The sequence below is a fragment of the Pseudomonas sp. YA1 genome, from assembly GCF_058680555.1.
In genome coordinates, this window is sequence record NZ_JBZWBG010000024.1 from 1 (window position 1) to 21,942 (window position 21,942).

Annotated in this window: 20 protein-coding genes and 2 rRNA genes; 15 read left to right on the plus strand and 7 right to left on the minus strand. The window is 68.2% G+C overall.

All coding sequences use genetic code 11. The features are described 5' to 3' along the window. Nucleotides 1–165: ribosomal RNA gene (locus AC4OR5_RS27040) — 23S ribosomal RNA — on the plus strand; the annotation flags it as partial. A gap of 143 nt (nucleotides 166–308) precedes the next feature. Further along, nucleotides 309–424, plus strand: a 5S ribosomal RNA gene (rrf, locus tag AC4OR5_RS27045). A gap of 354 nt (nucleotides 425–778) precedes the next feature. Here rrf and dnaE2 read toward each other — a convergent pair. The 3 genes from dnaE2 to imuA are packed head-to-tail and all read right to left on the minus strand — an operon-like array spanning nucleotide 779 to nucleotide 5,878. Continuing rightward, nucleotides 779–3,874 (minus strand): error-prone DNA polymerase, encoded by a 3,096-nt coding sequence (gene dnaE2, locus AC4OR5_RS27050; protein WP_079992420.1) that lies wholly within the window; start codon nucleotides 3,872–3,874, stop codon nucleotides 779–781. Continuing rightward, nucleotides 3,850–5,265: a Y-family DNA polymerase gene (locus AC4OR5_RS27055; protein WP_058160281.1), complete on the minus strand. Its 1,416-nt coding sequence runs from the start codon at nucleotides 5,263–5,265 to the stop codon at nucleotides 3,850–3,852. The genes dnaE2 and AC4OR5_RS27055 overlap by 25 nt, the downstream gene beginning before the upstream one ends. Before the next feature lie 7 nt (nucleotides 5,266–5,272). After that, nucleotides 5,273–5,878 (minus strand): translesion DNA synthesis-associated protein ImuA, encoded by a 606-nt coding sequence (gene imuA / locus AC4OR5_RS27060; RefSeq protein WP_031627677.1) that lies wholly within the window; start codon nucleotides 5,876–5,878, stop codon nucleotides 5,273–5,275. A 251-nt stretch (nucleotides 5,879–6,129) separates the two neighbouring features. On the opposite strand from imuA, the gene pigA reads away from it, so the two are divergent. Next, nucleotides 6,130–6,729: a biliverdin-producing heme oxygenase PigA gene (pigA, locus tag AC4OR5_RS27065; RefSeq protein WP_023092217.1), complete on the plus strand. Its 600-nt coding sequence runs from the start codon at nucleotides 6,130–6,132 to the stop codon at nucleotides 6,727–6,729. A 117-nt stretch (nucleotides 6,730–6,846) separates the two neighbouring features. Here the strand turns inward: pigA and AC4OR5_RS27070 are convergent, their stop codons facing one another. After that, nucleotides 6,847–7,167, minus strand: coding sequence for a hypothetical protein (locus tag AC4OR5_RS27070; RefSeq protein WP_003116538.1), 321 nt, complete (start codon nucleotides 7,165–7,167; stop codon nucleotides 6,847–6,849). A 165-nt stretch (nucleotides 7,168–7,332) separates the two neighbouring features. On the opposite strand from AC4OR5_RS27070, the gene vreA reads away from it, so the two are divergent. The 3 genes from vreA (at nucleotide 7,333) to vreR (ending at nucleotide 9,620) form a co-directional block, all read left to right on the plus strand. Then, the gene (gene vreA / locus AC4OR5_RS27075; protein ID WP_003120815.1) at nucleotides 7,333–8,049 is read left to right on the plus strand and encodes a TonB-dependent outer membrane receptor VreA; all 717 of its coding nucleotides are present in this window, start codon (nucleotides 7,333–7,335) and stop codon (nucleotides 8,047–8,049) included. Further along, nucleotides 8,046–8,591: an RNA polymerase sigma factor VreI gene (gene vreI, locus AC4OR5_RS27080; RefSeq protein WP_003085329.1), complete on the plus strand. Its 546-nt coding sequence runs from the start codon at nucleotides 8,046–8,048 to the stop codon at nucleotides 8,589–8,591. The genes vreA and vreI overlap by 4 nt, the downstream gene beginning before the upstream one ends. 69 nt (nucleotides 8,592–8,660) lie before the next feature. Continuing rightward, on the plus strand, nucleotides 8,661–9,620 hold the full coding sequence (gene vreR / locus AC4OR5_RS27085; protein WP_003106396.1) for an anti-sigma factor VreR: 960 nt from the start codon (nucleotides 8,661–8,663) through the stop codon (nucleotides 9,618–9,620). Between the two features lie 9 nt (nucleotides 9,621–9,629). On the opposite strand, the gene AC4OR5_RS27090 is transcribed toward vreR, so the two are convergent. Together AC4OR5_RS27090 and gspH are read right to left on the minus strand one after the other, a co-directional pair. Further along, the gene (locus tag AC4OR5_RS27090) at nucleotides 9,630–10,271 is read right to left on the minus strand and encodes a PulJ/GspJ family protein (RefSeq protein WP_022579871.1); all 642 of its coding nucleotides are present in this window, start codon (nucleotides 10,269–10,271) and stop codon (nucleotides 9,630–9,632) included. Beyond that, nucleotides 10,255–10,704 carry a type II secretion system minor pseudopilin GspH gene (gene gspH / locus AC4OR5_RS27095; protein ID WP_003111910.1) on the minus strand — a complete coding sequence of 150 codons (450 nt, stop codon included), beginning with the start codon at nucleotides 10,702–10,704 and terminating at the stop codon, nucleotides 10,255–10,257. The genes AC4OR5_RS27090 and gspH overlap by 17 nt, the downstream gene beginning before the upstream one ends. Before the next feature lie 147 nt (nucleotides 10,705–10,851). Between gspH and AC4OR5_RS27100 the strand changes: the two genes are divergently transcribed. Further along, nucleotides 10,852–11,283, plus strand: a complete 432-nt coding sequence (locus AC4OR5_RS27100) for a type II secretion system protein N (RefSeq protein WP_004366502.1) — start codon at nucleotides 10,852–10,854, stop codon at nucleotides 11,281–11,283. A 2-nt stretch (nucleotides 11,284–11,285) separates the two neighbouring features. Here the strand turns inward: AC4OR5_RS27100 and gspI are convergent, their stop codons facing one another. Further along, a complete protein-coding gene (gene gspI / locus AC4OR5_RS27105; protein ID WP_003085347.1) occupies nucleotides 11,286–11,660 on the minus strand; it encodes a type II secretion system minor pseudopilin GspI in 375 nt (124 codons plus the stop codon). A gap of 233 nt (nucleotides 11,661–11,893) precedes the next feature. Here gspI and gspG point away from each other — a divergent pair, with 233 nt between their 5' ends. The 8 genes from gspG (at nucleotide 11,894) to AC4OR5_RS27145 (ending at nucleotide 21,824) form a co-directional block, all read left to right on the plus strand. Continuing rightward, nucleotides 11,894–12,343 carry a type II secretion system major pseudopilin GspG gene (gene gspG / locus AC4OR5_RS27110; RefSeq protein ID WP_491952854.1) on the plus strand — a complete coding sequence of 150 codons (450 nt, stop codon included), beginning with the start codon at nucleotides 11,894–11,896 and terminating at the stop codon, nucleotides 12,341–12,343. 7 nt (nucleotides 12,344–12,350) lie between these two features. Next, nucleotides 12,351–13,316 (plus strand): type II secretion system minor pseudopilin GspK, encoded by a 966-nt coding sequence (gene gspK, locus AC4OR5_RS27115; protein WP_058156472.1) that lies wholly within the window; start codon nucleotides 12,351–12,353, stop codon nucleotides 13,314–13,316. Further along, on the plus strand, nucleotides 13,313–14,524 hold the full coding sequence (gene gspL, locus AC4OR5_RS27120) for a type II secretion system protein GspL (protein WP_034029453.1): 1,212 nt from the start codon (nucleotides 13,313–13,315) through the stop codon (nucleotides 14,522–14,524). Before gspK ends, gspL begins: the two co-directional genes overlap by 4 nt. Next, nucleotides 14,511–15,104: a type II secretion system protein M gene (locus AC4OR5_RS27125; RefSeq protein ID WP_009315211.1), complete on the plus strand. Its 594-nt coding sequence runs from the start codon at nucleotides 14,511–14,513 to the stop codon at nucleotides 15,102–15,104. Before gspL ends, AC4OR5_RS27125 begins: the two co-directional genes overlap by 14 nt. After that, nucleotides 15,101–17,512 (plus strand): type II secretion system secretin GspD, encoded by a 2,412-nt coding sequence (gene gspD, locus AC4OR5_RS27130; protein WP_058160280.1) that lies wholly within the window; start codon nucleotides 15,101–15,103, stop codon nucleotides 17,510–17,512. Before AC4OR5_RS27125 ends, gspD begins: the two co-directional genes overlap by 4 nt. Beyond that, the gene (gene gspE / locus AC4OR5_RS27135) at nucleotides 17,509–18,918 is read left to right on the plus strand and encodes a type II secretion system ATPase GspE (RefSeq protein ID WP_003120811.1); all 1,410 of its coding nucleotides are present in this window, start codon (nucleotides 17,509–17,511) and stop codon (nucleotides 18,916–18,918) included. Before gspD ends, gspE begins: the two co-directional genes overlap by 4 nt. Continuing rightward, nucleotides 18,918–20,132 carry a type II secretion system inner membrane protein GspF gene (gspF, locus tag AC4OR5_RS27140; protein ID WP_022579875.1) on the plus strand — a complete coding sequence of 405 codons (1,215 nt, stop codon included), beginning with the start codon at nucleotides 18,918–18,920 and terminating at the stop codon, nucleotides 20,130–20,132. Before gspE ends, gspF begins: the two co-directional genes overlap by 1 nt. Nucleotides 20,133–20,645: 513 nt before the next feature. Further along, nucleotides 20,646–21,824 carry a substrate-binding domain-containing protein gene (locus AC4OR5_RS27145; RefSeq protein ID WP_116271261.1) on the plus strand — a complete coding sequence of 393 codons (1,179 nt, stop codon included), beginning with the start codon at nucleotides 20,646–20,648 and terminating at the stop codon, nucleotides 21,822–21,824. Nucleotides 21,825–21,942 lie beyond the last annotated feature (118 nt).

Sequence of the window (21,942 nt, forward strand, 5' to 3'; positions counted from 1 at the left end):
AACCGCTGAAAGCATCTAAGCGGGAAACTTGCCTCAAGATGAGATCTCACTGGGAACTTGATTCCCCTGAAGGGCCGTCGAAGACTACGACGTTGATAGGCTGGGTGTGTAAGCGTTGTAAGGCGTTGAGCTAACCAGTACTAATTGCCCGTGAGGCTTGACCATATAACACCCAAACAATCTGATGATTGTGTGTTGTAAGGTGAAGTCGACGAACCGAAAGTTCGCATGAACCGCAAACACCTTGAAATCACATACCTGAATCCGGATAGACGTAAGCCCAAGCGAACGGATATCCAACCGAATTGCTTGACGATCATAGAGCGTTGGAACCACCTGATCCCTTCCCGAACTCAGTAGTGAAACGACGCATCGCCGATGGTAGTGTGGGGTCTCCCCATGTGAGAGTAGGTCATCGTCAAGCTCCTATCCCAAAACCCCTGGTCAGCGATGACCAGGGGTTTTGCTTTTGCGCGCGGAAAAAGGCGTGCTTCCTGTTCACCTTGCCGAACCCCTCCTGGCATGTCCTCTTTCGCGTCTAGCGTAGCGAGAGTCCGGGCGGATCCGCATGACGCTGGCGCTCTTGCGTTCGCCGTACCGATCCCGATCCGCGAGTTAGAGCCTCGCTTCGAGGAGAAAGACAAAAGATGGCTTCCGGTGAAGGGAATCGCTTGATTTACTGTATGAATAAACAGTATCTTGAGCGCTCCCCCCTTCGTGGCCATCCCTGTTGGCCATCCCAAGGCAGCTCGTCTCTCGAGCTGCCTTTTTCTTTGTCTCAATGGAAATCCCGGCTGCGGACGTCCAGGCCGGTGAGTAGAGGGCTCAGGTCATGCAGGCGCCCGGCGATGACGTGGCGCACCTCGCCGGAGGACTCCAGGATGCCCTCCACCTGCAGCAGCCGGGACTCGAGGAATGGCCGCCTCTGCCGTTCGGCAAGGTCGTGCCGGACCACCACGTTGACCATGCCGAACTCGTCCTCCAGGGTGATGAAGGTGATGCCGCTGGCGGTCTGTGGGCGCTGCCGGCCGACCACCAGGCCGGCGACCCGTATCGGTCGTCCATGTCCCAGTTTCGCCAGTTCGCGGGAGTCGCGGCAGCGGCGGGCCTTGAGCTGTCCACGCAAGAGTTTCAGCGGATGCGGGCCGAGGGTGGTGCCGAGGAGAGCGTAATCGCTCAGCAGTTCCTCGCCGCGCGAAGGCAGTGGCAGGCTGACCGTGCTCTCTTCGATGACGGTCCCTTCGGCGAACAGCGGCAATTGCGGCTCGACGCTGGCGACGGCCCAGCGCGCCTTGTGCCGGTGTCCGGCGAGACCGCGCAGGGCGCTGGCATCGGCCAGCAACTCCAGGGCCCGGGCGTCGAGCCTGGCGCGTCGGCCAAGATCGTGCACGTCGAGGAACGGCTGGGCCTCCCGGACCTGCTCGATACGCCTGGCATCCTCCTCGCGAAAGCCTCGGATCATCCGCAGGCCAAGGCGTATGGCCGGTTGCGCCTGGCCGAACGGCTCCAGGCTGCAATCCCAACCGCTGTGGCGGACATCCACCGGGCGTGTCTGCAGGGCGTGGCGGCGGGCGTCCTGGAGCAACTGGTCGGGGCTGTAGAAGCCCATCGGCCAACTGTTGATCAAGGCGCAGGCGAAGGCCGCCGGCTCGTGACGCTTCAGCCAACTGCTGGCGTAGGTGAGCAGGGCGAAGCTGGCGGCGTGGGATTCAGGGAAACCGTAGCTGCCGAAGCCTTTGATCTGCTCGAAGATGCGCGCTGCGAAGTCGGCCTCGTAGCCGTTGGCGAGCATGCCCCGGGTCAGCCGCTCGCGGTGGTGTTCCAGGCCGCCATGACGCTTCCAGGCGGCCATCGAGCGACGCAGTTCGTCCGCCTCGCCCGGCGTGTAGTCGGCGGCGACGATCGCCAGTTCCATGACCTGTTCCTGGAACAACGGGACGCCCAGGGTTCGTTCGAAGACTTCCTCCAGTTCGGCGGACGGATAGGCCACCGGCTCTTCTCCGTTTCGCCGGCGCAGGTAAGGATGCACCATGTCGCCCTGGATCGGCCCTGGGCGGACGATGGCGACCTGGATCACCAGGTCGTAGAACTTCTGCGGGCGCAGGCGTGGCAGCATGGCCATCTGTGCGCGCGATTCGATCTGGAACACACCGATGGTATCGGCGCGGCTGATCATTTCGTAGGTGGCCGGGTCTTCGCTCGGGATACTGGCGATGCTCAACCGCTTGTCGCCGCGCAGCGCGTGGATCAGGTCGAAGCTGCGGCGCAGGGCGCTGAGCATGCCCAGGGCGAGGACGTCGACCTTGAGCAGGCCGACCGCGTCGAGATCGTCCTTGTCCCACTGGATCACCGTGCGTTCGGCCATGCTGGCATTCTCCACCGGGACCAGGGTGTCCAATGGCTGCTCGGAGATGACGAAGCCGCCGGGGTGCTGCGAGAGGTGGCGCGGAAAACCGATCAACTCGTCGGTCAGGGCCAGCACCCGGCGCAGGATCGGACTCTGCGGATCGAAGCCGGCCTCTTCCAGGCGTTCGGCGCTGGGGGCCTGGTCGCTCCAGCGACCGCAGCAGTTGGCCAGGACGTCGACCTGCTCGGGCGGCAGACCCAGGGCCTTGGCTACGTCGCGCACCGCGCCGGCGCCGTGGTAGGTGCTGACCACCGCGGTCAGCGCCGCGCGCTGGCGTCCGTAGCGTGTGAAAACGTACTGGATGACCTCCTCGCGGCGCTCGTGTTCGAAATCCACGTCGATGTCCGGTGGTTCGTTGCGCTCGCGGGAAAGGAAGCGCTCGAACAGCAGGTTGGTCCGGTCCGGGTCCAACTCAGTGATGCCGAGGGCGAAGCACACTGCCGAATTGGCCGCCGAGCCGCGGCCCTGGCAAAGGATTTCCCGGCCCCGGGCGAAGGCGACGATGTCCTGCACGGTGAGGAAATAGCTTTCATAGCCCAGTTCGGCGATCAGCTCGAGTTCTCTCTCGATCTGCTTGCGGACCTTGGCGCTCGCGCCGTTCGGCCAGCGCCTGGCGATGCCCTGTTCGGTGAGATGGCGGAGCCATGACGCCGGGTCGTGTCCGGCCGGTACCAATTCGCGTGGATACTGGTATTTCAGTTGTTCCAGATCGAACCGGCAGCGTTCGGCGATCTTCAGGGTTTCCGCCAGCAGGGCTTGCGGGTAGATACCCTGCAGGGCCTCCAGGGTACGCAAGTGGCGTTCCCCGTTGGGGAAGAGATAGGCGCCGGCCTCGCTGACCGGCAGATGGTTGCGGATCGCTGTCATGCAGTCCTGCAGGGCTCGCCTGCCGCGGGCGTGCATGTGGACGTCGCCGCAGGCCACGGGTGGTAGCCGGAGATGCGAGGCGAGCGCGAGCAGTTTGTCCAGGCGGGCATCGTCATCGGCGCCGCGATGCAACTCGATGCCCAGCCAAAGGCGCTGGGGGAAGCGTTCGCGGAGCCAGGCTGCCTGCTCGTCCTCATGGTCGTTCGGCAACCAGATCGCCAACAGGCCGGCGAGCGGCTGTTGCAGGTCTTCGCGCAGCAGCCGGTAGTGGCCCTTGTCGGCTTGTCGCCGGCCGCGGGTGATGAGGCGACAGAGGTTCTGGTAGCCCTCCAGGTCCTCCGCCAAGAGGACCAGCTTGGGCCCCTGTTCGAGGCGGATTTCGCTGCCGACGATCAGTTGTACCTGATGCTCCCGCGCCGCCTGCCAGGCCCGCACGATACCGGCCAGGCTGCATTCGTCGGTGATCGCCAGGGCCCGATAGCCCAGGCGCGCTGCACGGGCGAAGAGTTCCGCGGCGCTGGAGGCGCCGCGCTGGAAGCTGAAGTTGGACAGGCAATGCAGTTCGGCGTAGGCGCTCATGCGAACCAGCCATGCAGCCACAGCGGCCCTTCGCTGCCGACCTCGCGATAGACCCAGGCACGTTGTCCGCTGCGGGTTTCCACCAGGTAATAGTCGCGGCGGATGTCTTCGCCATCCCACCAGCCCGACTCGATCCGCTCCGGGCCGGCCAGCACGGTGGGCAAGGCCTCGCCGAGGGGGCGTGGCTCCGCCAGCAGCCAGCCGGGTCGGAGACCGCAGGCTGCCGGCGATTGCGCCCTGTCGCAGCTGTGCGGCCGCCAGCTTCGCTCCGGACGGTGTTCGGCGACGGCGCTCAGGCCCTGTACCGCCTCGTCGCCCAGCCGCGCGCGCAGGCGTTCCCGCAACTGTTCCCAGCCGAGATACTGCTGTGGGCGCTCGTCGAACAGTTCGCGGTGCTGCGGCGTGAAAGGAGGCAGCTCGCGGGCCTCCAGGCGCACGGCATGCACGGGGGCGGGCAGTTGCAGCTGTTCGAGACGGCTGCGGGTCAGTTCGAAGAGCATGGCCGCCTCGCGTTCGGCGCTGAGCAGGCCGACCGTGACCTGGCTGTCGGCGCGCCCGTGATGCTCCAGATGCAGGGTGAAGCGCTGCACGCCGCTGTCGCGTCCGGCGAGAAAGGCGGCGAGATCGGCGCTCAGCCGTCGCAGGGGGAAGAGCAGGGCCTGGTGCGATTCCACGTCGAAATTGAGTTCGATGCGCAGGTCGAAGGTGTCCGGCGGCCGGTAGTGCTCCAGCGCCAGTGGGCTGCGGCCGCAGAGGCGGTCGATGTGCAACAGCAGTTCGGCCGGGAAGCGACGGGCCAGGGCGGCGCGCGGCAACTCGAGGACCTGGCGCAGATGGCGCAGTCCCATGCGTCCGAGGGCGACGGCCAGCTCCCGCGAGAGTCCCAGGCGGTCCAGCGGAAGGGCGGACAACTGGCGTTGCAGCGCTGTCTCGTCCTCGATGGCCAGGCCGTCGTGGCTGTTCGCCAGGGCCCTCGCCGCCACCGGGTTCGGCGCCAGGCACAGGCGATGGCGGAAGCCCAGCGCCGTGAGTTCCTTGCGCAAGCGGGCCTCGAAGCGTGGCCAGGGGCCGAACAGGGCAAGGCTGGACTGCACTTCCAGCAGCAGCGCGCGCGGATAGTGCAGGCTGACCTGCGAGCTGAAACCGTAGGCCCAGGCGGCGAGGAAGGCCTGCCAGCGCTCCACGGCGGCGAGGTCGTATTCCGCCGTGGCGAAGTCCCGGCTCAGGGCCTGGGCGGCGATCAGCGATTGACCGGGCTTCAGGCCGAGCGCGCGTGCCGCTGGGTTGACCGCCTGCAACTGCCGGCGCTGCACTGGGCCGCCGAGCAGCGCCAGCGGTGCGTCGGGATTGCTCCGTTGACGCAGCGCGCTGTCCATGGCCAGTTGCGGCAGGAGAATGCAAGCCCAGAGCATGGCCGCCTCATTGCCAGGCGCTGGCTGGCAGGGCGGTCGCCGGCGCGAGGCCGCCCCGGCACTTGAGGATGCGCAGGCGTGGGGGGCGGGTTTCGATGCACAGGCGTAGCGCTGCCGGCGAAGGGTTGACCGCTTCGCGCAGGGGACGATAGGCGAAACCCAGGGCCTGACCGCTTTCGGCGGCGACCTGGAGGCGGCGCAGGGCGCGGTCGTCGGCCTGTTGCGGCCAACACAGCACAGCGGCGCAACTGCCCGAGCGCAGGCACTGTTCGGCAGCCCACAAGGCGTCGCGTCCGCTGGCCTGCAACAGGACTAGGTGGCGCAGGTCGACCGCGGCGGCCAGCCAGGCCTGCGGATAGGGTACGTAGGGTGCGCCGACCAGTACGACGCGACGTTGCGCCTGGGTCAGGCGAGCGAGGGTCGGCATCAGTAGTTGCAGTTCGCCGACACCGTCGCGGGCATGGAGGATTTCGCTCAGGGCATGCTCCGGCCAACCGCCGCCGGGTAGCAGTGCGTCCAGGCGCGCATGCCCGGTGGGCAGGGAAGCGCCGGCCGGCACGGCGGACTGGCCTTTCCAGATCCTACGTGCGTCGAGCAGCGCACTCAGCGCTATGCCATTGCCTCGTCCGGCGACGGCTGCGGGTGGGGTGATGTCGGCTACGGATGAAAGGGAGGCCAAGGAAATAACTCGAATACTGTATGTAAATACAGTATTTGCTGTAGTCCTTTTCTGGTCAATGGCAGTCGGTCGGCATCCTTTCATGTGACACTGAGATTCAATAACGAATATAATTGAGAATCGTTATTGATCCTGGGCACGCTATGTCGGCCCAGTGCGTTCCGTCCCTCGAAAGGAATTCCCCTATGGATGATACCCTGGCCCCTGAATCCACTCGGCAAAACCTGCGTTCGCAACGCCTCAACCTGCTGACCAACGAGCCGCACCAGCGCCTGGAGAGCCTGGTGAAGAGCAAGGAACCCTTCGCCAGCCGGGACAATTTCGCCCGCTTCGTCGCCGCCCAGTACCTCTTCCAGCATGACCTGGAGCCGCTTTATCGCAACGAAGCGCTGGCCCGCCTGTTCCCCGGCCTGGCTTCCCGCGCCCGCGACGACGCCGCTCGTGCAGACCTGGCGGACCTCGGCCATCCGGTGCCGGAGGGCGATCAGAGCGTGCGCGAGGCCGACCTGAGCCTGGCCGAGGCACTGGGCTGGCTGTTCGTTTCCGAAGGTTCGAAGCTGGGCGCTGCGTTCCTGTTCAAGAAAGCCGCCGCGCTCGAACTCGATGAGAACTTCGGCGCCCGCCATCTGGCCGAGCCGGAAGGCGGCCGCGCGCAAGGCTGGAAGAGCTTCGTGGCGATCCTCGACGGCATCGAGCTGAACGAGGAAGAAGAGCGCCTGGCCGCCAAGGGCGCCAGCGATGCCTTCAATCGTTTCGGCGACCTGCTGGAGCGTACCTTCGCCTGAGGGGCGTTCCTTGTCCTTTGATCGGCGGCCAACCTCGCCGACGACGATTGCCCCGGCCTGGTTGCCGGGGTTTTCTGTCTTGCGCCGCCGGCCAGGAACGCGGACCTGCGGAGGCCCTTAGCGAGGCGGCCGCTGCGCTTCCACTGAGTTGCCGAACGAGGTGCCCAGGCGAATGCGCGTCGCCGATTGGTTGTACAGGCCGAGCTGGTTTGGCGGACGCCGGACGATGGCGGCGGAATCCAGCTCCTGTTCGCGGCGGGCCCTGGCCGCGCTGTCAGGATCGGCCATCTGCTGGCTCAGGCATTCATAGGACAAAGCCTGGTAGCCGTTGACCTCGGTGTTGATGCAGTTCGCCGGCGGCGTCGGCTCGTCGGCCAGGGTGGCGTTCATGGCCAGGCCCAGGATCAGGGCCGGCAGAACCTGCGATGAACGGTGCATGGCGATTCTCCCGCGCTGGGATGGTGGTTTCCCGCTTATACGGCAATCGGTGAAAACATGTCACCGCAGGTACCGTCACACCACAGTCACACAGTGCCATCAGGATGTCCCTCCTGGGTGATGGCCATCTGGCCTGAACCGGGTAGTTCGGACTGGAATCCGTTGATGTCGATCCTCGGGGTGGCAAGGTCGTGCGCAGTGTCGTTGCTCGGTCTCGGCATGCTGCTGCCGGCGTCCGGCGCCGTGCCGGGCGATGGCGGCAGGCCGCCGTTGCGCCTGGCGGTGCACGCGTTCGATATTCCTCCGCAGAGCCTGGCATCGGCGCTGGTGACCTACAGCGGGGTGACGGGAATGGCGGTTCTGGTGGATGGCGAACTGGCCCGTGGACGGCGCTCGGCCCGCTTGCAGGGGCGCTTCACCGCCAGCGACGCCCTGACCCGACTGCTCGGCGGAACCGGCCTGATGGCGCGCTACACCAGCCAGGAAGCGTTCACCCTGCTGCCGGCGCAGGCCGTCAGGAACGCTGCGCCGCTGCCGGCAGAGATGCCGAAGGTCGAGCAGCCGCTGGATCGGCGCTACGCGGGAGCGGTCCAGGCGGCGCTGGAAGAACAGTTGTGCCGGTCGCCGCGCACTCGTCCGGGTACCTATCGCGCGGTGCTGCAACTCTGGATCGGTCGCTTCGGCGAGGTTCGCCACAGTCGCCTGCTCGGCTCGACCGGCGACCCGCAGCGGGACAGCGCCCTGGTGGAAAGCCTGCGCGGCGTGCGGGTGATGCAGGCGACGCCCGCTACGCTGGCCCAGCCGCTGACCATCCTGTTGCTGCCGAAGACGACGGGCAAGGCCATGGAATGCAAGCTGACGGAGGGAGTGGGAGGGTCATGAGCGATTCGCGGCAAAGCGCGATGGTGAAGCTGTTCCTCGCCTCCTACGACGACTTCAAGGCGCGCCTGAAACGGCGCCTGGGCTCCGAGGACCTGGCGTGCGACGTGCTGCACGAAACCTACCTGAGAGTCGACCGGCTGGATGATGCCCTGGAGGTCAAGAAGCCCCAGGCCTACCTGTTCCGCATTGCCCTGAACATTGCCGCCGACCGCCGCGAGGGCGACGCCCGCCTGCTCACCGGGGAGGAGGTGGCGGAGCTGTTGCAGGTGGCCGACGAAGGCCTCGACCCGGAGCGCATCGTCGGCGGTCACGCCGAGATCCGTCGCCTGCTGGAGGCGCTTTGCGAACTGCCGGCGCGGCGTCGGCAGATTCTCATCGCCTCGCGCCTGGAAGAGACGCCGCATGCGGAAATCTCCCGTCGCTTCGGCATTTCCACCCGCACCGTGGAGAAGGAACTCAAGGCCGCCCTGTGGTTCTGCGCGGAGCGCCTGGAAAGAAAAGTCATCCAGAGGTTCGGTCCCGGGGCCGGAAAACCGTCATAAGCATAAGCAGGTGGAAAACCGCCGCCATATCCATCCCATGAGCCATTCCGGTGTCCGTACAGCACAGTCATGACAGCCTCAGACTCCGCCGCCGATGAAACCGGCGACCTTCGCCACGAAGCGCACGCCTGGGTGATCAGCCTGACCTCCGGACGCGTCACCCAGGGCGACGCGCGGGCCTTCCGCCAGTGGTGTGCGCGCAGCCCGCAACACCTGCGAGCGTTCGTCGAGGCGCGCGATCTCTGGCAGGCACTCGGCAGTGCCGCCGCTCTGCCGCTGGAGCCGCCGGCCGTGGCGCAGATCGCGCCGAGGCGTTTCGGTCGTCGCTGGTTCGTCGGCGGTGCGCTGGCCGCCTCGGTGGCGTTGTTCGTCTTGCGCCCGTCGCTGCTCGACCATGGCCTGGGCGGCGCCGACTATGTCACGGCGGTCGGCGAGCAACGCCAGGTGCAGGTGAGCGGCGAGACGCGGATCGAGATGAACACCCGCACCCGCCTGAACGTGCGGCGCAATCAAGAGCAGCAGGAAACCATCGAACTGCTCGGCGGCGAGGCCGAGATCATCGCCAGCCACCCGCCGCAGAGCAGCCTGCGGGTGATGGCCGGGAGCGCCTGGCTGAGCGCTAGCCGGGCCCGCTTCAATGTGCGCAGCAGCGGTGACGTTTGCGTGGTGACCTGCCTGGAGGGCAGCGTGCGGCTCGAACACCTCGGCCAGCGCCTGGACCTCCAGGCCGGCCAGCAACTGACCTTCGACGAGCGACGCAACGGTCCGCCGGTGCCTTTCGACGTTGCCGAGGTGATGGCCTGGCGCGAGCGCATGCTGGTGTTCAACGACGTACCGTTGGCCACGGTGATCGACGAAATCAACCGCTACCGTCCCGGCATGCTCCTGCTGCTGGACAAGGCCCTTGGCCGACGCCGGGTCCAGGCCCGTTTCAGCCTCGATCAACTGGCCGACGTGGCGACCCTGATCCGCGATGCCTATGGCATCGAGGTCACCCGCCTGCCGGGCGGGGTGGTGCTGCTCGGCTGAGCCACCGCTTCATTGCAGGGCCACCACCCGTCGATAGCGCTCCACGCCGTTGCGGGTGACCCGTGCCAGGCTGATCTCCAGTCCGCTGGCGCGGACTTTGCTGCGTGCCGGCAGGCGCGTCCAGCCCTTTCCCGGCACCCAGGCACGGATCTCGAACCGACTCACGTCGTCCAGCACAGCCACCCGCTCCGCCAGCGGCGGCAACGGCAGGCGGTCGCCGCTGGGCGAGGCGGCGCGGTAGAGGACCTTGCCCTGTCGCCACCAGCGCACGCGCTGCAGCGGCGCGCCTGGCTCGGTACTGGCGCGGACGATGTCCAGGCGCAATGGGATCTCGCTCAGGCGCTTCAGTGCGAGTCCGGGCGGCAGGCTGTCGCCGGCCCGGATCGGCTCGTCGCCGCTGGGCAGGCCGGACTCCTCCCGGATGGCGCTGTGCAGGGCGATGTCGCGCTCCAGTTGGTTCAGCGCGCGCAGTAGCGCGGCGCCCTGCTCGGTGCTGTCCTCCAGGTGTGCGCTGGCCCGGGCGATGCTGTCCAGGCCGCGCCAGGCCATCAGGCTGACGATGGCCATGAGCATGATCGCGACCATCACCTCGATCAGGGTGAAGCCGGCTTGCCGGCGCCGCGTCGTCGCGCGTTCAGTGTACCCGGACATGGCCGTTCGCCTCGCGCAGCACGGTGACGCTGTGTTGGCCGTCGGAGAGCGTTATCCGCAACGGCGCGCCGATCCATTCGGCGTCCAGCAACACCGGTCGCGGCGGGCGCACGCTGACCCGCAGCGGCGCGGCCTGCCAGTCGCGCGCGCGCAATTCGGTGTCGGCGGCGAAGGCGTCGGTCTTGCCGCGATAGGCCTGCGGGCTGAAGCGATAGCCCTTGGCGCTGGGCTGCCAGAGGATCGGCGTACCGCGTACCCGCGCTTCGCCCTGGGCTATTTCCAGCAACCGCGCCAGGCGCGCGGCATCCTGGCGCAGCAGGCCCGTCGGGTCGGGGCGGGCGCTCAGGCTGATGGCCGCCGTGGCGATGCCGACGATTACCAGCACCACCATCAGTTCGATCAGGGTGAAACCGCCTTGCCGGGGTCGCCTCACCGGATGCCGCTCCGCGAAGAGAGAGGTTTCCAGAGTGCCCGACGAAGATGATCGGCTTGTGAAACATAACGGAGAGAATTCCGCGCTAGGCTGGTGCCGGGGCGCCGTTCGTGGCGCCCGTCGCCCATACGCCAGGAGAGCCCCGCCATGCCGGCCATGCCCCGTATCGATCCGCCCCGCCTGGTCCAGTTTGCCGCCGTGCTGGCGATCCTCGCCGGCCTGCTGTTCTGGGGCTATCTGTTGCTGGCGCCGATTCCCGGCGTGGTCCAGGCCGAGGTCGCCGACGTTCCGCCGCCCAGCGGCGAGGACGCCGCTCAACGCTGGTTCGCGGCGCCTTCCGGTGAGGTCGAGGTGCAACTGGCGGGATTGATCAGCGGTGGTCCCGCGGCGATCGCCATCCTCTCGGTGAACGGCGCGCCGGCCCAGGCCTATCGCGAGGGCGAGGTCCTGGCACGTGCGGCGAAGGTGCGGCGGATCGAGGCTGACGCGGTGCTCATCGAGCAGAACGGCGAGGTTCGCCGGGTGGCCATGCAGCGGCTCGCCGAACCGCCGCCGCTGGCTACCCTCAAGCGCGGTTGAGATCACCGGGAGCGGCTCAGCAGGGTGTTCAGGCGCGCCAGCGGCACCGCCTGTTCGCGCTGCGTGCGCACACGGATTTCCACCCACAGTAGCGCGGGGTCGTCGGTGGCCTCGACGCGTTGTTCGCAGTACAACCGCAGGCGGCCCTGGGAGCATTCGAAATCGCTGTTTCCCGGAGCCGCGCCGACGCCCAGGCGTAGCTCGGCGAGCCGGCTCTCCGCTGCCAGCAGGGCCAGCGACTTGTCGCGCAACAGACCATTGCCGTCGGTCATCAGGCCCACCGCGCGGATCGCTGCGGCCAGGGCGATGGCGACGATGGCCAGCGCGACCAGCACTTCGATCAGGGTGAAACCGCGGGAAGACAGGCGCGTGGACATCGCGGAAAGGTCGGCGAAAGGGGACTTTCAGGCTAGCCGGGAAATCTGACCGATCCCTGACAAAAGCTCGGGAGGGCGCTCCCGCGAACCATCCCCGGCGCCTGCCGGAAAGCCCGGCTCCAGGGCCTTGCGGGCGCCGCCGGAAGAGCGGCGCACCCGAGGATTTTCAATATCGTTGACATATCTTCCTGAAACAATCCGCGGCGAATCGAACCATGCCGAGGAGTGTCGAGATGGATGTCGTGCAGTTCAGCTCCAGCCCGAAAGGATATCGGGGACAGCGGGGCTTCACCCTGATCGAGATCATGGTGGTGGTGGTGATCCTCGGCATCCTCGCCGCGATGGTGGTGCCCAAGGTGCTCGACCGTCCCGACCAGGCCCGTGCCACCGCGGCGCGCCAGGACATCTCCGGGCTGATGCAGGCGCTCAAGCTCTACCGCCTCGATCAGGGCCGCTATCCGAGCCAGGCGCAGGGCTTGAAGGTGCTCGCGGAGCGTCCTGCCGATGCCTCGGCGAGCAACTGGCGCTCGTACCTGGAGCGCCTGCCCAACGACCCCTGGGGCAAGCCCTACCAGTACCTGAATCCCGGCGTAAACGGCGAGATCGACGTGTTCTCCCTCGGCGCCGACGGGCAGCCGGGCGGCGAGGGCATCAACGCCGACATCGGCTCCTGGCAGCTCTGAGCGCGCCATGAACGGTCATCGCCAGCGCGGCATGGCGATCATCAGCGCGCTGCTGATCGTCACCGTGGTCGCGGTCATAGCCGCCGGCCTGATCGCCCGCCAGAGCGCATTCATCCGCGCCCTGGAAAGCGAGCAGCTACGCATCCAGGCCGGCTGGATGCTGCGCGGCGGCCTGGAATGGAGCCGCCAGTTGCTGCTCGAGGACAGCCGCCGCGACCCGCTGACCCGCCTCGACCAGCGCTGGGCGCAACCGATGCGTGGCTTGCGTCTGAGCAGCGCCGAATTGCCGTTCAACGGCCAACTGGAAGACGAGCAGGGCAAGTTCAACCTGCGCAACCTGTTGGTCGACCAGCGACCCGATTTCCAGGAGCGAGCGAACTTCGAACGCCTCGCCGGTCTGCTCGGCGTGCGCCCGAAGGAGACGCGGCTGATCGTCGAGCGGGTACTCGATTCCTATGCACGGCTGCCCGCCGAAGCGCCGCCGGCCGAGACGCAACCCGCAGGCTTCGACAGCGGCCGCGAGACTTCGCCGGGCGCCGTGTTGCGTGCGCTTCCGGCGCGCATGCCGGCGCTCAGGCGTCTCGACGACCTGGCGCGGCTGGGCATTCCGCCGGCGACCCTGGAACGCCTGCGGCCCTACGTCACCATCCTGCCCGAAACCACCTGGATCAACGGCAATACCGCACGCGCCGAAGTGCTCGCCGCCTGCGTCCCGGGGCTCGGCCTGGAGCAGGCGCGGCGGGTGCTCGGCGAGCGTGACCGGGGCCGCTGGTTCCTCAATCGCGGCGACTTCGTCAACCGCCTGAACATGCCGCAATTGCAGGCGCAGTCGGTGAAGGTCGGGATTACCAGCGACTGGTTCCTGCTCACCGCCTATGCTCGGCGCGACCGGCAAGAGGTGCGCCTGCAAGCCCTGGTGCAGCGCAAGGCCGGTGAAAGCACGGCGGTCAACTGGATGAGGGTGGGCTCATGAAAGCCGCCTGGCGTTGCCTGCTGCCGCCGCTGAGCGAGTTCGCCGAGGCGGCGCCGCTGCATTGTTTGCGCCTGGATGCGCGCGGCGCGGTGCAGGAACGAATCGAGGTCTCGCTGGCGGAACTGGCGCGGCGGCGCCAGGGATTGCCGGTGGCGCTGTTCCTGCATCCGCGCGATTGCCGCTTGGTCAGTCTCGAACTGCCGGCGCTGCCTGCGGCGAAGCTCGCCGCCGCGGTGAACTGCGCGGCCGAGGCGCTGGTCCTCGGCGATCCGGCGCAGCTACGCCTGGCCCACGGCCCGCGCGGCGCCGACGGGCGCCTGACCTTGGGGTGGCTGGAGGCGTCGGCGCTGGCCTCGTTGGAGCAGGCCGTGCAGCGGCTGCGGCTCGACGTGCGGGAGGTGCAGGCCGCGCCGTTCCTCCTGCCGTTGCGCGATGACGGTTGGGTGGCCGGCGAGTGGGACGGCCATCTGCTGTTGCGCCGCTCGCTGAGCGACGCTGCGGTCCATCCCTTGCCGGAGCAGGGCCTCGCTGAGGTCCCGCAGGAGTTGCGGCTGTTCTGGCTGGGCGAGCGACCGGCGTGGCGCTCCGCAGCCCTGGAGCGGGCCGAGACGCTGGACGAAGCGCTGCGCTGGAGCGGGCCCGCCAGTCCGTGGGGATTGGCGCTGAAAGCGCCGGCGACGAGCGCCGGCAACGGCACCTGGAAGATGCCCCTGGTCTGCGCTGCCCTGGCCTTGCTGGTGTGGGTCGCCGGTCTGAACCTGTACGCCGGGCAACTGGCCGGGCAGGGCCAGTCCTTGCAACGGCAGAGCAGTCAACGCGTGCAGCAGGCCTTCCCGGAACTGCCGGTGGTGCTCGATCCGCTACGCCAGGCTCGCGAGCGACGCGACGCTTATCTGGCCGGCAAGGCCGATGGCGATGCCGCACCGGGACTGGCCGCGCTGCTGCATGGCGCCGGCGAGGCGATGCCGTTCCTCGCCGGGCGCCTGCGACGACTGGACTACCACGCCGGCGAACTGGACCTGGAGCTGCTGCCGGGACCGCCAGGCGGCGATGCCGCTGCCTGGCAGGGCGAGTTGGGCAAGCACGGGTTGCAGGCCGATGCCTCCGACAAGGGCTGGCAGGTGCGCGCCATGGAAGCGCCGCCAGCGCCGGCCGCTGGCGCGGCAGACAGTGGCACTGCCGAGGCGGCTGCCGATGAAGATGAATAAGCGCCTGGCGGGCCTACTGAATACCCCGGCGCAGCGCTGGAGTCCCCTGCTGCTGCGGCTGCAGGCCTACTGGCGGCAACTGGCGCCGCGCGAGCGCAAGATTCTCGCCGGCGGTGGCCTGGCGCTATGCCTGGCGCTGACCTGGCAAGTGTTCATCGATCCGCCGCTGGCGCGGATCGAGCATTGGCAAGCCGAGCTGCCGCGCCTGCGTGCGCAGGCCGCGGCGGTGGACGGCGTGTTGCGCGAGGTCGAGGCGTTGCGCGGTCCGACCCTGAGCGGTACGGCGGACGCCGAGGCGATCCGTCGCAGCCTGCGCGATCAGGGACTCGACGGTTTCCAACTGGACGCCCCGCAACCGGGCCAATGGCAACTGGACTTCGCCAGCGTGTCCGGCGAGGCCTTACTGCGCTGGCTGGCGCGCAGCCCGGCAGCGTTGCGCCTGAGCGTCAGCGAGGCGCAGGTGACGCGTCTCGACGCTCCTTCCGAGGAGCGCTCTGGCTCTTCGAGCGAGCCGTCCGGCGGGCTGGTGTCCGCCTCGATCCATTTGCAGTCGACTTCCGCTCCCAAGGATTCCCCATGAGGCAATCAGCTTTCCACCATGCCCGGCGTCGTTGGCCTGTACTGGGCGTGGCGCTGGGCGCGCTGCTGGTCGCGGCGTGTAGCGAGACGCCGAAGGTCCCCGGCGTGCCCCCGGCCGACGAGGAAGTCGGTCGGCCGCTGAGCAGTGTCCGCTCCGGTGCGCCGTTGCGCAGCGCCGACGTCCGCGAGCGGCCCCAGGCCGAGCAGGCCCGCCGCGCGCTGAGTGCCGGGCGCGGCGTAGCGCGCTCCGGTGCCGTGGCTCCGGTCTCAGCGGCAGCGGCCGAACTCGGCGAGCAGCCGGTCAGCCTGAATTTCGTCGATACCGAGGTGGAAGCGGTGGTGCGCGCGCTGTCGCGCGCCACCGGCCGGCAGTTCCTGGTCGACCCGCGGGTGAAGGGCAAGCTGACCCTGGTTTCCGAAGGCCAGGTGCCGGCGCGCACCGCCTACCGCATGCTCACCAGCGCCCTGCGCATGCAGGGCTTCAGCGTGGTCGACGTCGACGGGGTCAGCCAGGTGGTGCCGGAAGCCGACGCCAAGCTGCTCGGCGGGCCGGTCTACGGCGCCGACCGGCCGGCGGCCAACGGCATGGTCACGCGGACCTTCCGCCTGCGCTACGAGAACGCGGTGAACCTGATCCCGGTGCTGCGCCCGATCGTCGCGCAGAACAACCCGATCAATGCCTATCCGGGGAACAACACCGTGGTGGTCACCGACTACGCGGAAAACCTCGACCGGGTCGCCGGGATCATCGCCAGCATCGACATCCCCAGCGCCAGCGACACCGACGTGGTGCCGATCCAGAACGGTATCGCGGTGGACATCGCCAGCACCGTCTCCGAACTGCTCGACAGCCAGGGCAGCGGCGGCGCCGAGCAGGGCCAGAAGACCGTGGTGCTCGCCGACCCACGCTCCAACAGCATCGTGATCCGCTCGCCGAGCCCCGAGCGCACGCAATTGGCGCGCGACCTGATCGGCAAGCTGGACAGCGTGCAAAGCAATCCCGGCAACCTCCATGTGGTCTACTTGCGCAACGCCCAGGCGACCCGCCTGGCCCAGGCCCTGCGCGGACTGATCACCGGCGACAGCGGCGGCGAGAGCAACGAGGGCGACCAGCAGCGCGCGCGCCTGAGCGGCGGCGGCATGCTCGGTGGCGGCAACAGCGGTACTGGTAGCCAGGGTCTGGGAACCAGCGGCAATACCACGGGCAGCGGTTCCAGCGGGTTGGGCGGCAGCAACCGCAGCGGCGGCGCCTATGGTGCGATGGGCAGCGGCCAGGGCGGCGCCGGACCCGGTGCGATGGGCGAGGAGAACTCGGCGTTCTCCGCCGGCGGAGTCACCGTACAGGCCGACGCCACCACCAACACCCTGCTGATTTCCGCACCCGAGCCGTTGTACCGCAACCTCCGCGAAGTCATCGACCTGCTCGACCAGCGCCGCGCCCAGGTGGTGATCGAAAGCCTGATCGTCGAGGTCAGCGAAGACGACTCCAGCGAGTTCGGCATCCAGTGGCAGGCCGGCAACCTCGGCGGCAACGGCGTGTTCGGCGGGGTCAACTTCGGCCAGTCGGCGCTGAACACGGCCGGCAAGAACACCATCGACGTGTTGCCCAAGGGGCTCAACATCGGCCTGGTGGATGGCACCGTGGACATCCCCGGGATCGGCAAGATCCTCGACCTCAAGGTGCTCGCCCGGGCGCTGAAGAGCCGCGGCGGCACCAACGTCCTGTCGACCCCGAACCTGCTGACCCTGGACAACGAGTCGGCGAGCATCATGGTCGGCCAGACCATACCCTTCGTCAGCGGCCAGTACGTCACCGACGGCGGCGGTACCAGCAACAACCCGTTCCAGACCATCCAGCGCGAGGACGTCGGCCTGAAGCTGAACATCCGTCCGCAGATCTCCGAGGGCGGCACGGTCAAGCTCGACGTCTACCAGGAGGTCAGCAGCGTCGACGAGCGCGCCAGCACCGCCGCCGGGGTGGTCACCAACAAGCGCGCGATCGATACCAGCATCCTCCTTGACGACGGCCAGATCATGGTCCTCGGCGGCCTGTTGCAGGACAACGTGCAGGACAACACCGACGGTGTTCCCGGACTCTCCAGCCTCCCCGGCGTCGGCTCGCTGTTCCGCTACCAGAAGCGCTCGCGGACCAAGACCAACCTGATGGTCTTCCTGCGTCCCTACATCGTCCGCGATGCCGCCGCCGGCCGCAGCATCACCCTCAACCGCTACGACTTCATCCGCCGCGCCCAGCAGCGCGTGCAGCCGCGCCACGACTGGAGCGTCGGCGACATGCAGGCTCCGGTGCTGCCGCCGGCGCAGCAGGGCATCCCGCAGGCCGCCTACGACTTGCGCCCGAGCCCGCGGCCGCTGCGCGCGGTACCGCTGGGCGAGGCGGCGCCGCTATGAGCCTGCTGCCCTACGCCTGGGCCAAGGCGCAGCGCGCCTTGCTGCGGCCGGGCGAGCATGGCGCGACCCTGCTGGTCAGCCCGCGCACGCCCGGCTGGGCGATCAGCGAGGTGCGCCAGCGGCATGCGCTGGCCAGCCTGGAGAGCGTCCGCGACGACGAACTCGACACCCTGCTGGCCAGCGCCTACTCCGATACCGGCAGCGCCGCGGCGGTGGTCGGCGCGGCGGAGAGCGAGGTCGACCTCGACCGCCTGATGGACGATATCCCCGAGGTCACCGACCTGCTCGACACCCAGGATGGCGCGCCGGTGATCCGCATGATCAACGCGCTGCTGACCCAGGCCGCGCGCGACGAGGCCAGCGACATCCACATCGAGCCCTTCGAGACCCATTCGGTGGTGCGCTACCGCGTCGACGGCGCCCTGCGCGACGTGGTCGCGCCGCGCAAGGCGCTGCACGCGGCGCTGGTGTCGCGGATCAAGATCATGGCGCAGCTGGATATCGCCGAGAAACGCCTGCCCCAGGACGGCCGCATCGCCTTGCGGGTAGCCGGGCGGCCGATCGACATTCGCGTCTCCACCGTGCCCACCGGCCACGGCGAACGGGTGGTGATGCGCCTGCTCGACAAGCAGGCCGGGCGCCTGAGGCTGGAGACCCTGGGCATGGCCCCGGGCGTGCTGGCGCCGCTGGACAACCTGATCCGCCAGCCGCACGGCATCGTGCTGGTCACCGGGCCCACCGGCAGCGGCAAGACCACTACCCTCTACGCCGCCCTGGCGCGGCTCGATGCCAGCACCAGCAACATCCTCACCGTCGAGGACCCAGTGGAGTACGACCTGCCGGGGATCAGCCAGATCCAGGTCAACGCGCGCATCGACATGACTTTCGCCGTAGCCCTGCGGGCGATCCTCCGGCAGGACCCGGACATCATCATGATCGGCGAGATCCGCGACCTGGAGACCGCGCAGATCGCCGTGCAGGCCTCGCTCACCGGACACCTGGTGCTGGCCACGCTGCACACCAACGACGCGGTGTCGGCGGTGACCCGGCTGGTGGACATGGGTGTCGAGCCGTTCCTGCTCGCCTCGTCGATGCTTGGCGTACTCGCCCAGCGCCTGGTGCGGCGCCTGTGCACGCATTGCCGGGTCGAAGAGGACGGCGGCTGGCGCGCGGTTGGCTGCCCTGCCTGCAACCAGACCGGCTACAGTGGGCGCACCGGCATCCACGAGCTGTTCGTGATCGACGACGAGATCCGCCGCCTGGTCCACCAGGGCCGCGCCGAGCAGGATCTCCGCGAAGCCGCCCGCGCCGCCGGCATGCGCAGCATGCGCGAGGACGGCGAGCGCTGGATCGCCAGCGGCTCCACCACCCTGGAGGAAATCCTCCGCGTGACCCGGGACGCCTGATGCAGACCTTCCGCTACGAAGCCGCCGACGCCCAGGGCCGGATCGAGACCGGCACCCTGGAGGCGGACAGCCAGCGTGGCGCCCTCGGCCAACTGCGCGCCCGCGGCCTGACCCCGCTGGAGGTCCGCGAGCAGGCTGGCGGCGGGGCCGGGCAAGGGGCGGGCGCGCTGTTCGCCCCGCGCCTGTCCGACGGCGACCTGGCCTGGGCCACCCGCCAGCTGGCCAGCCTGCTGGCCGCCAGCCTGCCGCTGGAGGCGGCGCTGAGCGCCACCCTCGACCAGGCCGAGCGCAAGCACATCGCCCAGACCCTGAGCGCCGTGCGCAGCGACGTGCGCGGCGGCATGCGCCTGGCCGACGCCCTTGCCGCACGGCCGCGGGACTTCCCGGAAATCTACCGGGCGCTGGTGGCGGCGGGCGAGGAGTCCGGCGACCTGGCTCAGGTGATGGAGCGCCTGGCCGACTACATCGAGGAACGCAACGCCCTGCGCGGCAAGATCCTCACCGCGTTCATCTACCCGGCGGTGGTCGGCGTGGTCTCCATCGGCATCGTCATCTTCCTCCTCGGCTACGTGGTGCCGCAGGTGGTCAGCGCCTTCTCCCAGGCGCGCCAGGACCTGCCGGCGCTGACCCGGGCGATGCTCCAGGCCAGCGACTTCGTGCGCGCCTGGGGCTGGCTCTGCGCCGGCGCCATCGGTGGCGCTTACTGGGGCTGGCGCTTGTACCTGCGCGACCCGCAGGCGCGGCTCGGCTGGCACCGGCGAGTGCTGCGCCTGCCTCTGCTCGGACGCTTCGTGCTCGGGGTGAATACCGCGCGCTTCGCCTCCACCCTGGCGATCCTCGGCAGCGCCGGCGTACCGCTGTTGCGCGCGCTCGATGCGGCGCGCCAGACGCTGGCCAACGACTGCCTCGCGCAGGCGGTGGAGGAGGCCACCGCGCAGGTTCGCGAAGGTGTCTCGCTGGCCTCGGCGCTGCGCACGCGGCAGGTGTTCCCGCCGATCCTCACCCACCTGATCGCCAGCGGCGAGAAGACCGGTGCGCTGCCGCCGATGCTCGACCGCGCGGCGCAGACCTTGTCGCGCGACATCGAGCGCCGCGCCATGGGCATGACCGCGCTGCTCGAGCCGCTGATGATCGTGGTCATGGGCGGGGTGGTGCTGACCATCGTGATGGCGGTGCTGATGCCGATCATCGAGATGAACCAGCTGGTCCAGTAGTCCGTGCCTGAACAAGCCCTTCCCGTGCTGGGCGGTTAACCGCTCGCGGCTATCCGCCGTGGGGATGGGGCGTCTCAGCAGTCTTCCGAGGAGAGGTATCGGCGGATAACGCCGCTGGTGTAATCCGCCCTACGGGAGGGGCCTGTGCAAGCAGGCCTTCCTCTCGCTGTCATCAACCCGTGTGGCCCCTCGCCAGGGCTCGGGTGCATGTTTCAGCGAGGTTGCCCCGAGGGCGCGCCATGGCCGTCGCGGGCTGGCCGCCGGGAGGCGCTCGCGGAACCTCGCAGGTCCCGCGAAAAGGCCCGGTGCAGAGCCTGCGAACACCCGAGGAAAGGCTGCGAAAACAATTCGATGCTCCCGAGATTTTTTCCCCGATCTGTCACCGGAACTTGCGAGTTTTATCCCCAGCGGCCCCTTCGACCGGCTAGGGATGCAAAGCCCGGCAAGCACGGCGCCGCCTCATGCAAGACGACTTCCTCAACGTACCAACACCACGATGAAAGGAGATTCTTCATGTTCAAGCGCTCTCTGATCGCTGCCTCGCTGAGCGTGGCCGCCCTCGTATCCGCCCAAGCCATGGCCGACATCAACGGCGGTGGCGCCACCCTGCCGCAACAGCTGTACCAGGAGCCCGGCGTCCTGACCGCCGGCTTTGCCGCCTACATCGGCGTAGGCAGTGGCAACGGCAAGGCGGCCTTCCTGAACAACGACTACACCAAGTTCGTCGCCGGCACCACCAACAAGAACGTGCACTGGGCCGGCAGCGACTCCAAGCTGAGCCCGAGCGGTGAAACCAACCCCTATCTGAGCGCCCATGGCTCCGCCTGGGGTCCGCTGATCCAGGTGCCGTCGGTAGCCACTTCGGTCGCTCTGCCGTTCAACAAGTCAGGTAGCAACGCCGTCAACTTCGCAGACGTGAACACCCTTTGCGGTGTCTTCTCCGGCCGTCTGACCGATTGGAGTCAGATTCCTGGCTCGGGCCGTAGCGGCGCCATCACAGTGGTCTACCGTTCCGAGAGCAGCGGCACCACCGAACTGTTCACCCGCTTCCTCAACGCCTCCTGCTCCAGCACCCTCGAAGGTGGCACCTTCGCCATCACCACCAGCTTCGGTAGCAGCTTCTCCGGCGGCCTGCCGGCTGGCGCCGTATCGGCCCAGGGCAGCCAGGCCGTGATGAATGCGCTCAACGCCGCCCAAGGCCGCATCACCTACATGAGCCCGGACTTCGCCGCGCCGACCCTGGCCGGTCTCGACGACGCCACCAAGGTCGCCCAGGTTCGCGGCGTATCCCCGGCGCCGGCCAACGTTTCGGCGGCCATCGGCGCCGTTACTCCGCCGACTACTGCCCAGCGTTCCGATCCGAACAACTGGGTACCGGTCTTCGCTGCCACCGCCAACCCCAACGACCCGAGCGTGCGTCCGTATCCGACCAGCGGCTACCCGATCCTCGGCTTCACCAACCTGATCTTCAGCCAGTGCTACGCCAACGCCACCCAGACCCAGCAGGTGCGCGACTTCTTCACCCGTCACTACGGCGCCACCGCCAACAACGACACCGCGATCACCAACCATCGCTTCGTGCCGCTGCCGGCTTCCTGGAAGCTTGCCGTACGCCAGTCGTTCCTGACCTCCACCAACAACTTGTACATCGGCCATTCCAACGTCTGCAACGGCATCGGCCGTCCGCTCTAAGACGCTCCAGCCCACGGGCGATAGCGGAGACCGGCGGTGCGCAAGCACTGCCGGTTTCTTTTTTTCCGGCGCTTAGCCGCTTTCCATGAACTTTCCGTGACAAGACTTCGGCCCGCCC

Excerpts from the sequence above, each read along its gene's own strand:
- gspK (WP_058156472.1), top strand. The coding sequence starts at position 12,351 with ATGAACGGTCATCGCCAGCGCGGCATGGCGATCATCAGCGCGCTGCTG.
- AC4OR5_RS27145 (WP_116271261.1), top strand. The coding sequence starts at position 20,646 with ATGTTCAAGCGCTCTCTGATCGCTGCCTCGCTGAGCGTGGCCGCCCTC.
- AC4OR5_RS27090 (WP_022579871.1), bottom strand. The coding sequence starts at position 10,271 with ATGTCCGGGTACACTGAACGCGCGACGACGCGGCGCCGGCAAGCCGGC.
- AC4OR5_RS27070 (WP_003116538.1), bottom strand. The coding sequence starts at position 7,167 with ATGCACCGTTCATCGCAGGTTCTGCCGGCCCTGATCCTGGGCCTGGCC.
- gspF (WP_022579875.1), top strand. The coding sequence starts at position 18,918 with ATGCAGACCTTCCGCTACGAAGCCGCCGACGCCCAGGGCCGGATCGAG.
- gspL (WP_034029453.1), top strand. The coding sequence starts at position 13,313 with ATGAAAGCCGCCTGGCGTTGCCTGCTGCCGCCGCTGAGCGAGTTCGCC.
- vreI (WP_003085329.1), top strand. The coding sequence starts at position 8,046 with ATGAGCGATTCGCGGCAAAGCGCGATGGTGAAGCTGTTCCTCGCCTCC.
- AC4OR5_RS27100 (WP_004366502.1), top strand. The coding sequence starts at position 10,852 with ATGCCGGCCATGCCCCGTATCGATCCGCCCCGCCTGGTCCAGTTTGCC.
- pigA (WP_023092217.1), top strand. The coding sequence starts at position 6,130 with ATGGATGATACCCTGGCCCCTGAATCCACTCGGCAAAACCTGCGTTCG.
- gspG (WP_491952854.1), top strand. The coding sequence starts at position 11,894 with ATGGATGTCGTGCAGTTCAGCTCCAGCCCGAAAGGATATCGGGGACAG.
- AC4OR5_RS27125 (WP_009315211.1), top strand. The coding sequence starts at position 14,511 with ATGAAGATGAATAAGCGCCTGGCGGGCCTACTGAATACCCCGGCGCAG.
- AC4OR5_RS27055 (WP_058160281.1), bottom strand. The coding sequence starts at position 5,265 with ATGCTCTGGGCTTGCATTCTCCTGCCGCAACTGGCCATGGACAGCGCG.
- vreR (WP_003106396.1), top strand. The coding sequence starts at position 8,661 with ATGACAGCCTCAGACTCCGCCGCCGATGAAACCGGCGACCTTCGCCAC.
- gspE (WP_003120811.1), top strand. The coding sequence starts at position 17,509 with ATGAGCCTGCTGCCCTACGCCTGGGCCAAGGCGCAGCGCGCCTTGCTG.
- gspI (WP_003085347.1), bottom strand. The coding sequence starts at position 11,660 with ATGTCCACGCGCCTGTCTTCCCGCGGTTTCACCCTGATCGAAGTGCTG.
- gspD (WP_058160280.1), top strand. The coding sequence starts at position 15,101 with ATGAGGCAATCAGCTTTCCACCATGCCCGGCGTCGTTGGCCTGTACTG.
- vreA (WP_003120815.1), top strand. The coding sequence starts at position 7,333 with ATGTCGATCCTCGGGGTGGCAAGGTCGTGCGCAGTGTCGTTGCTCGGT.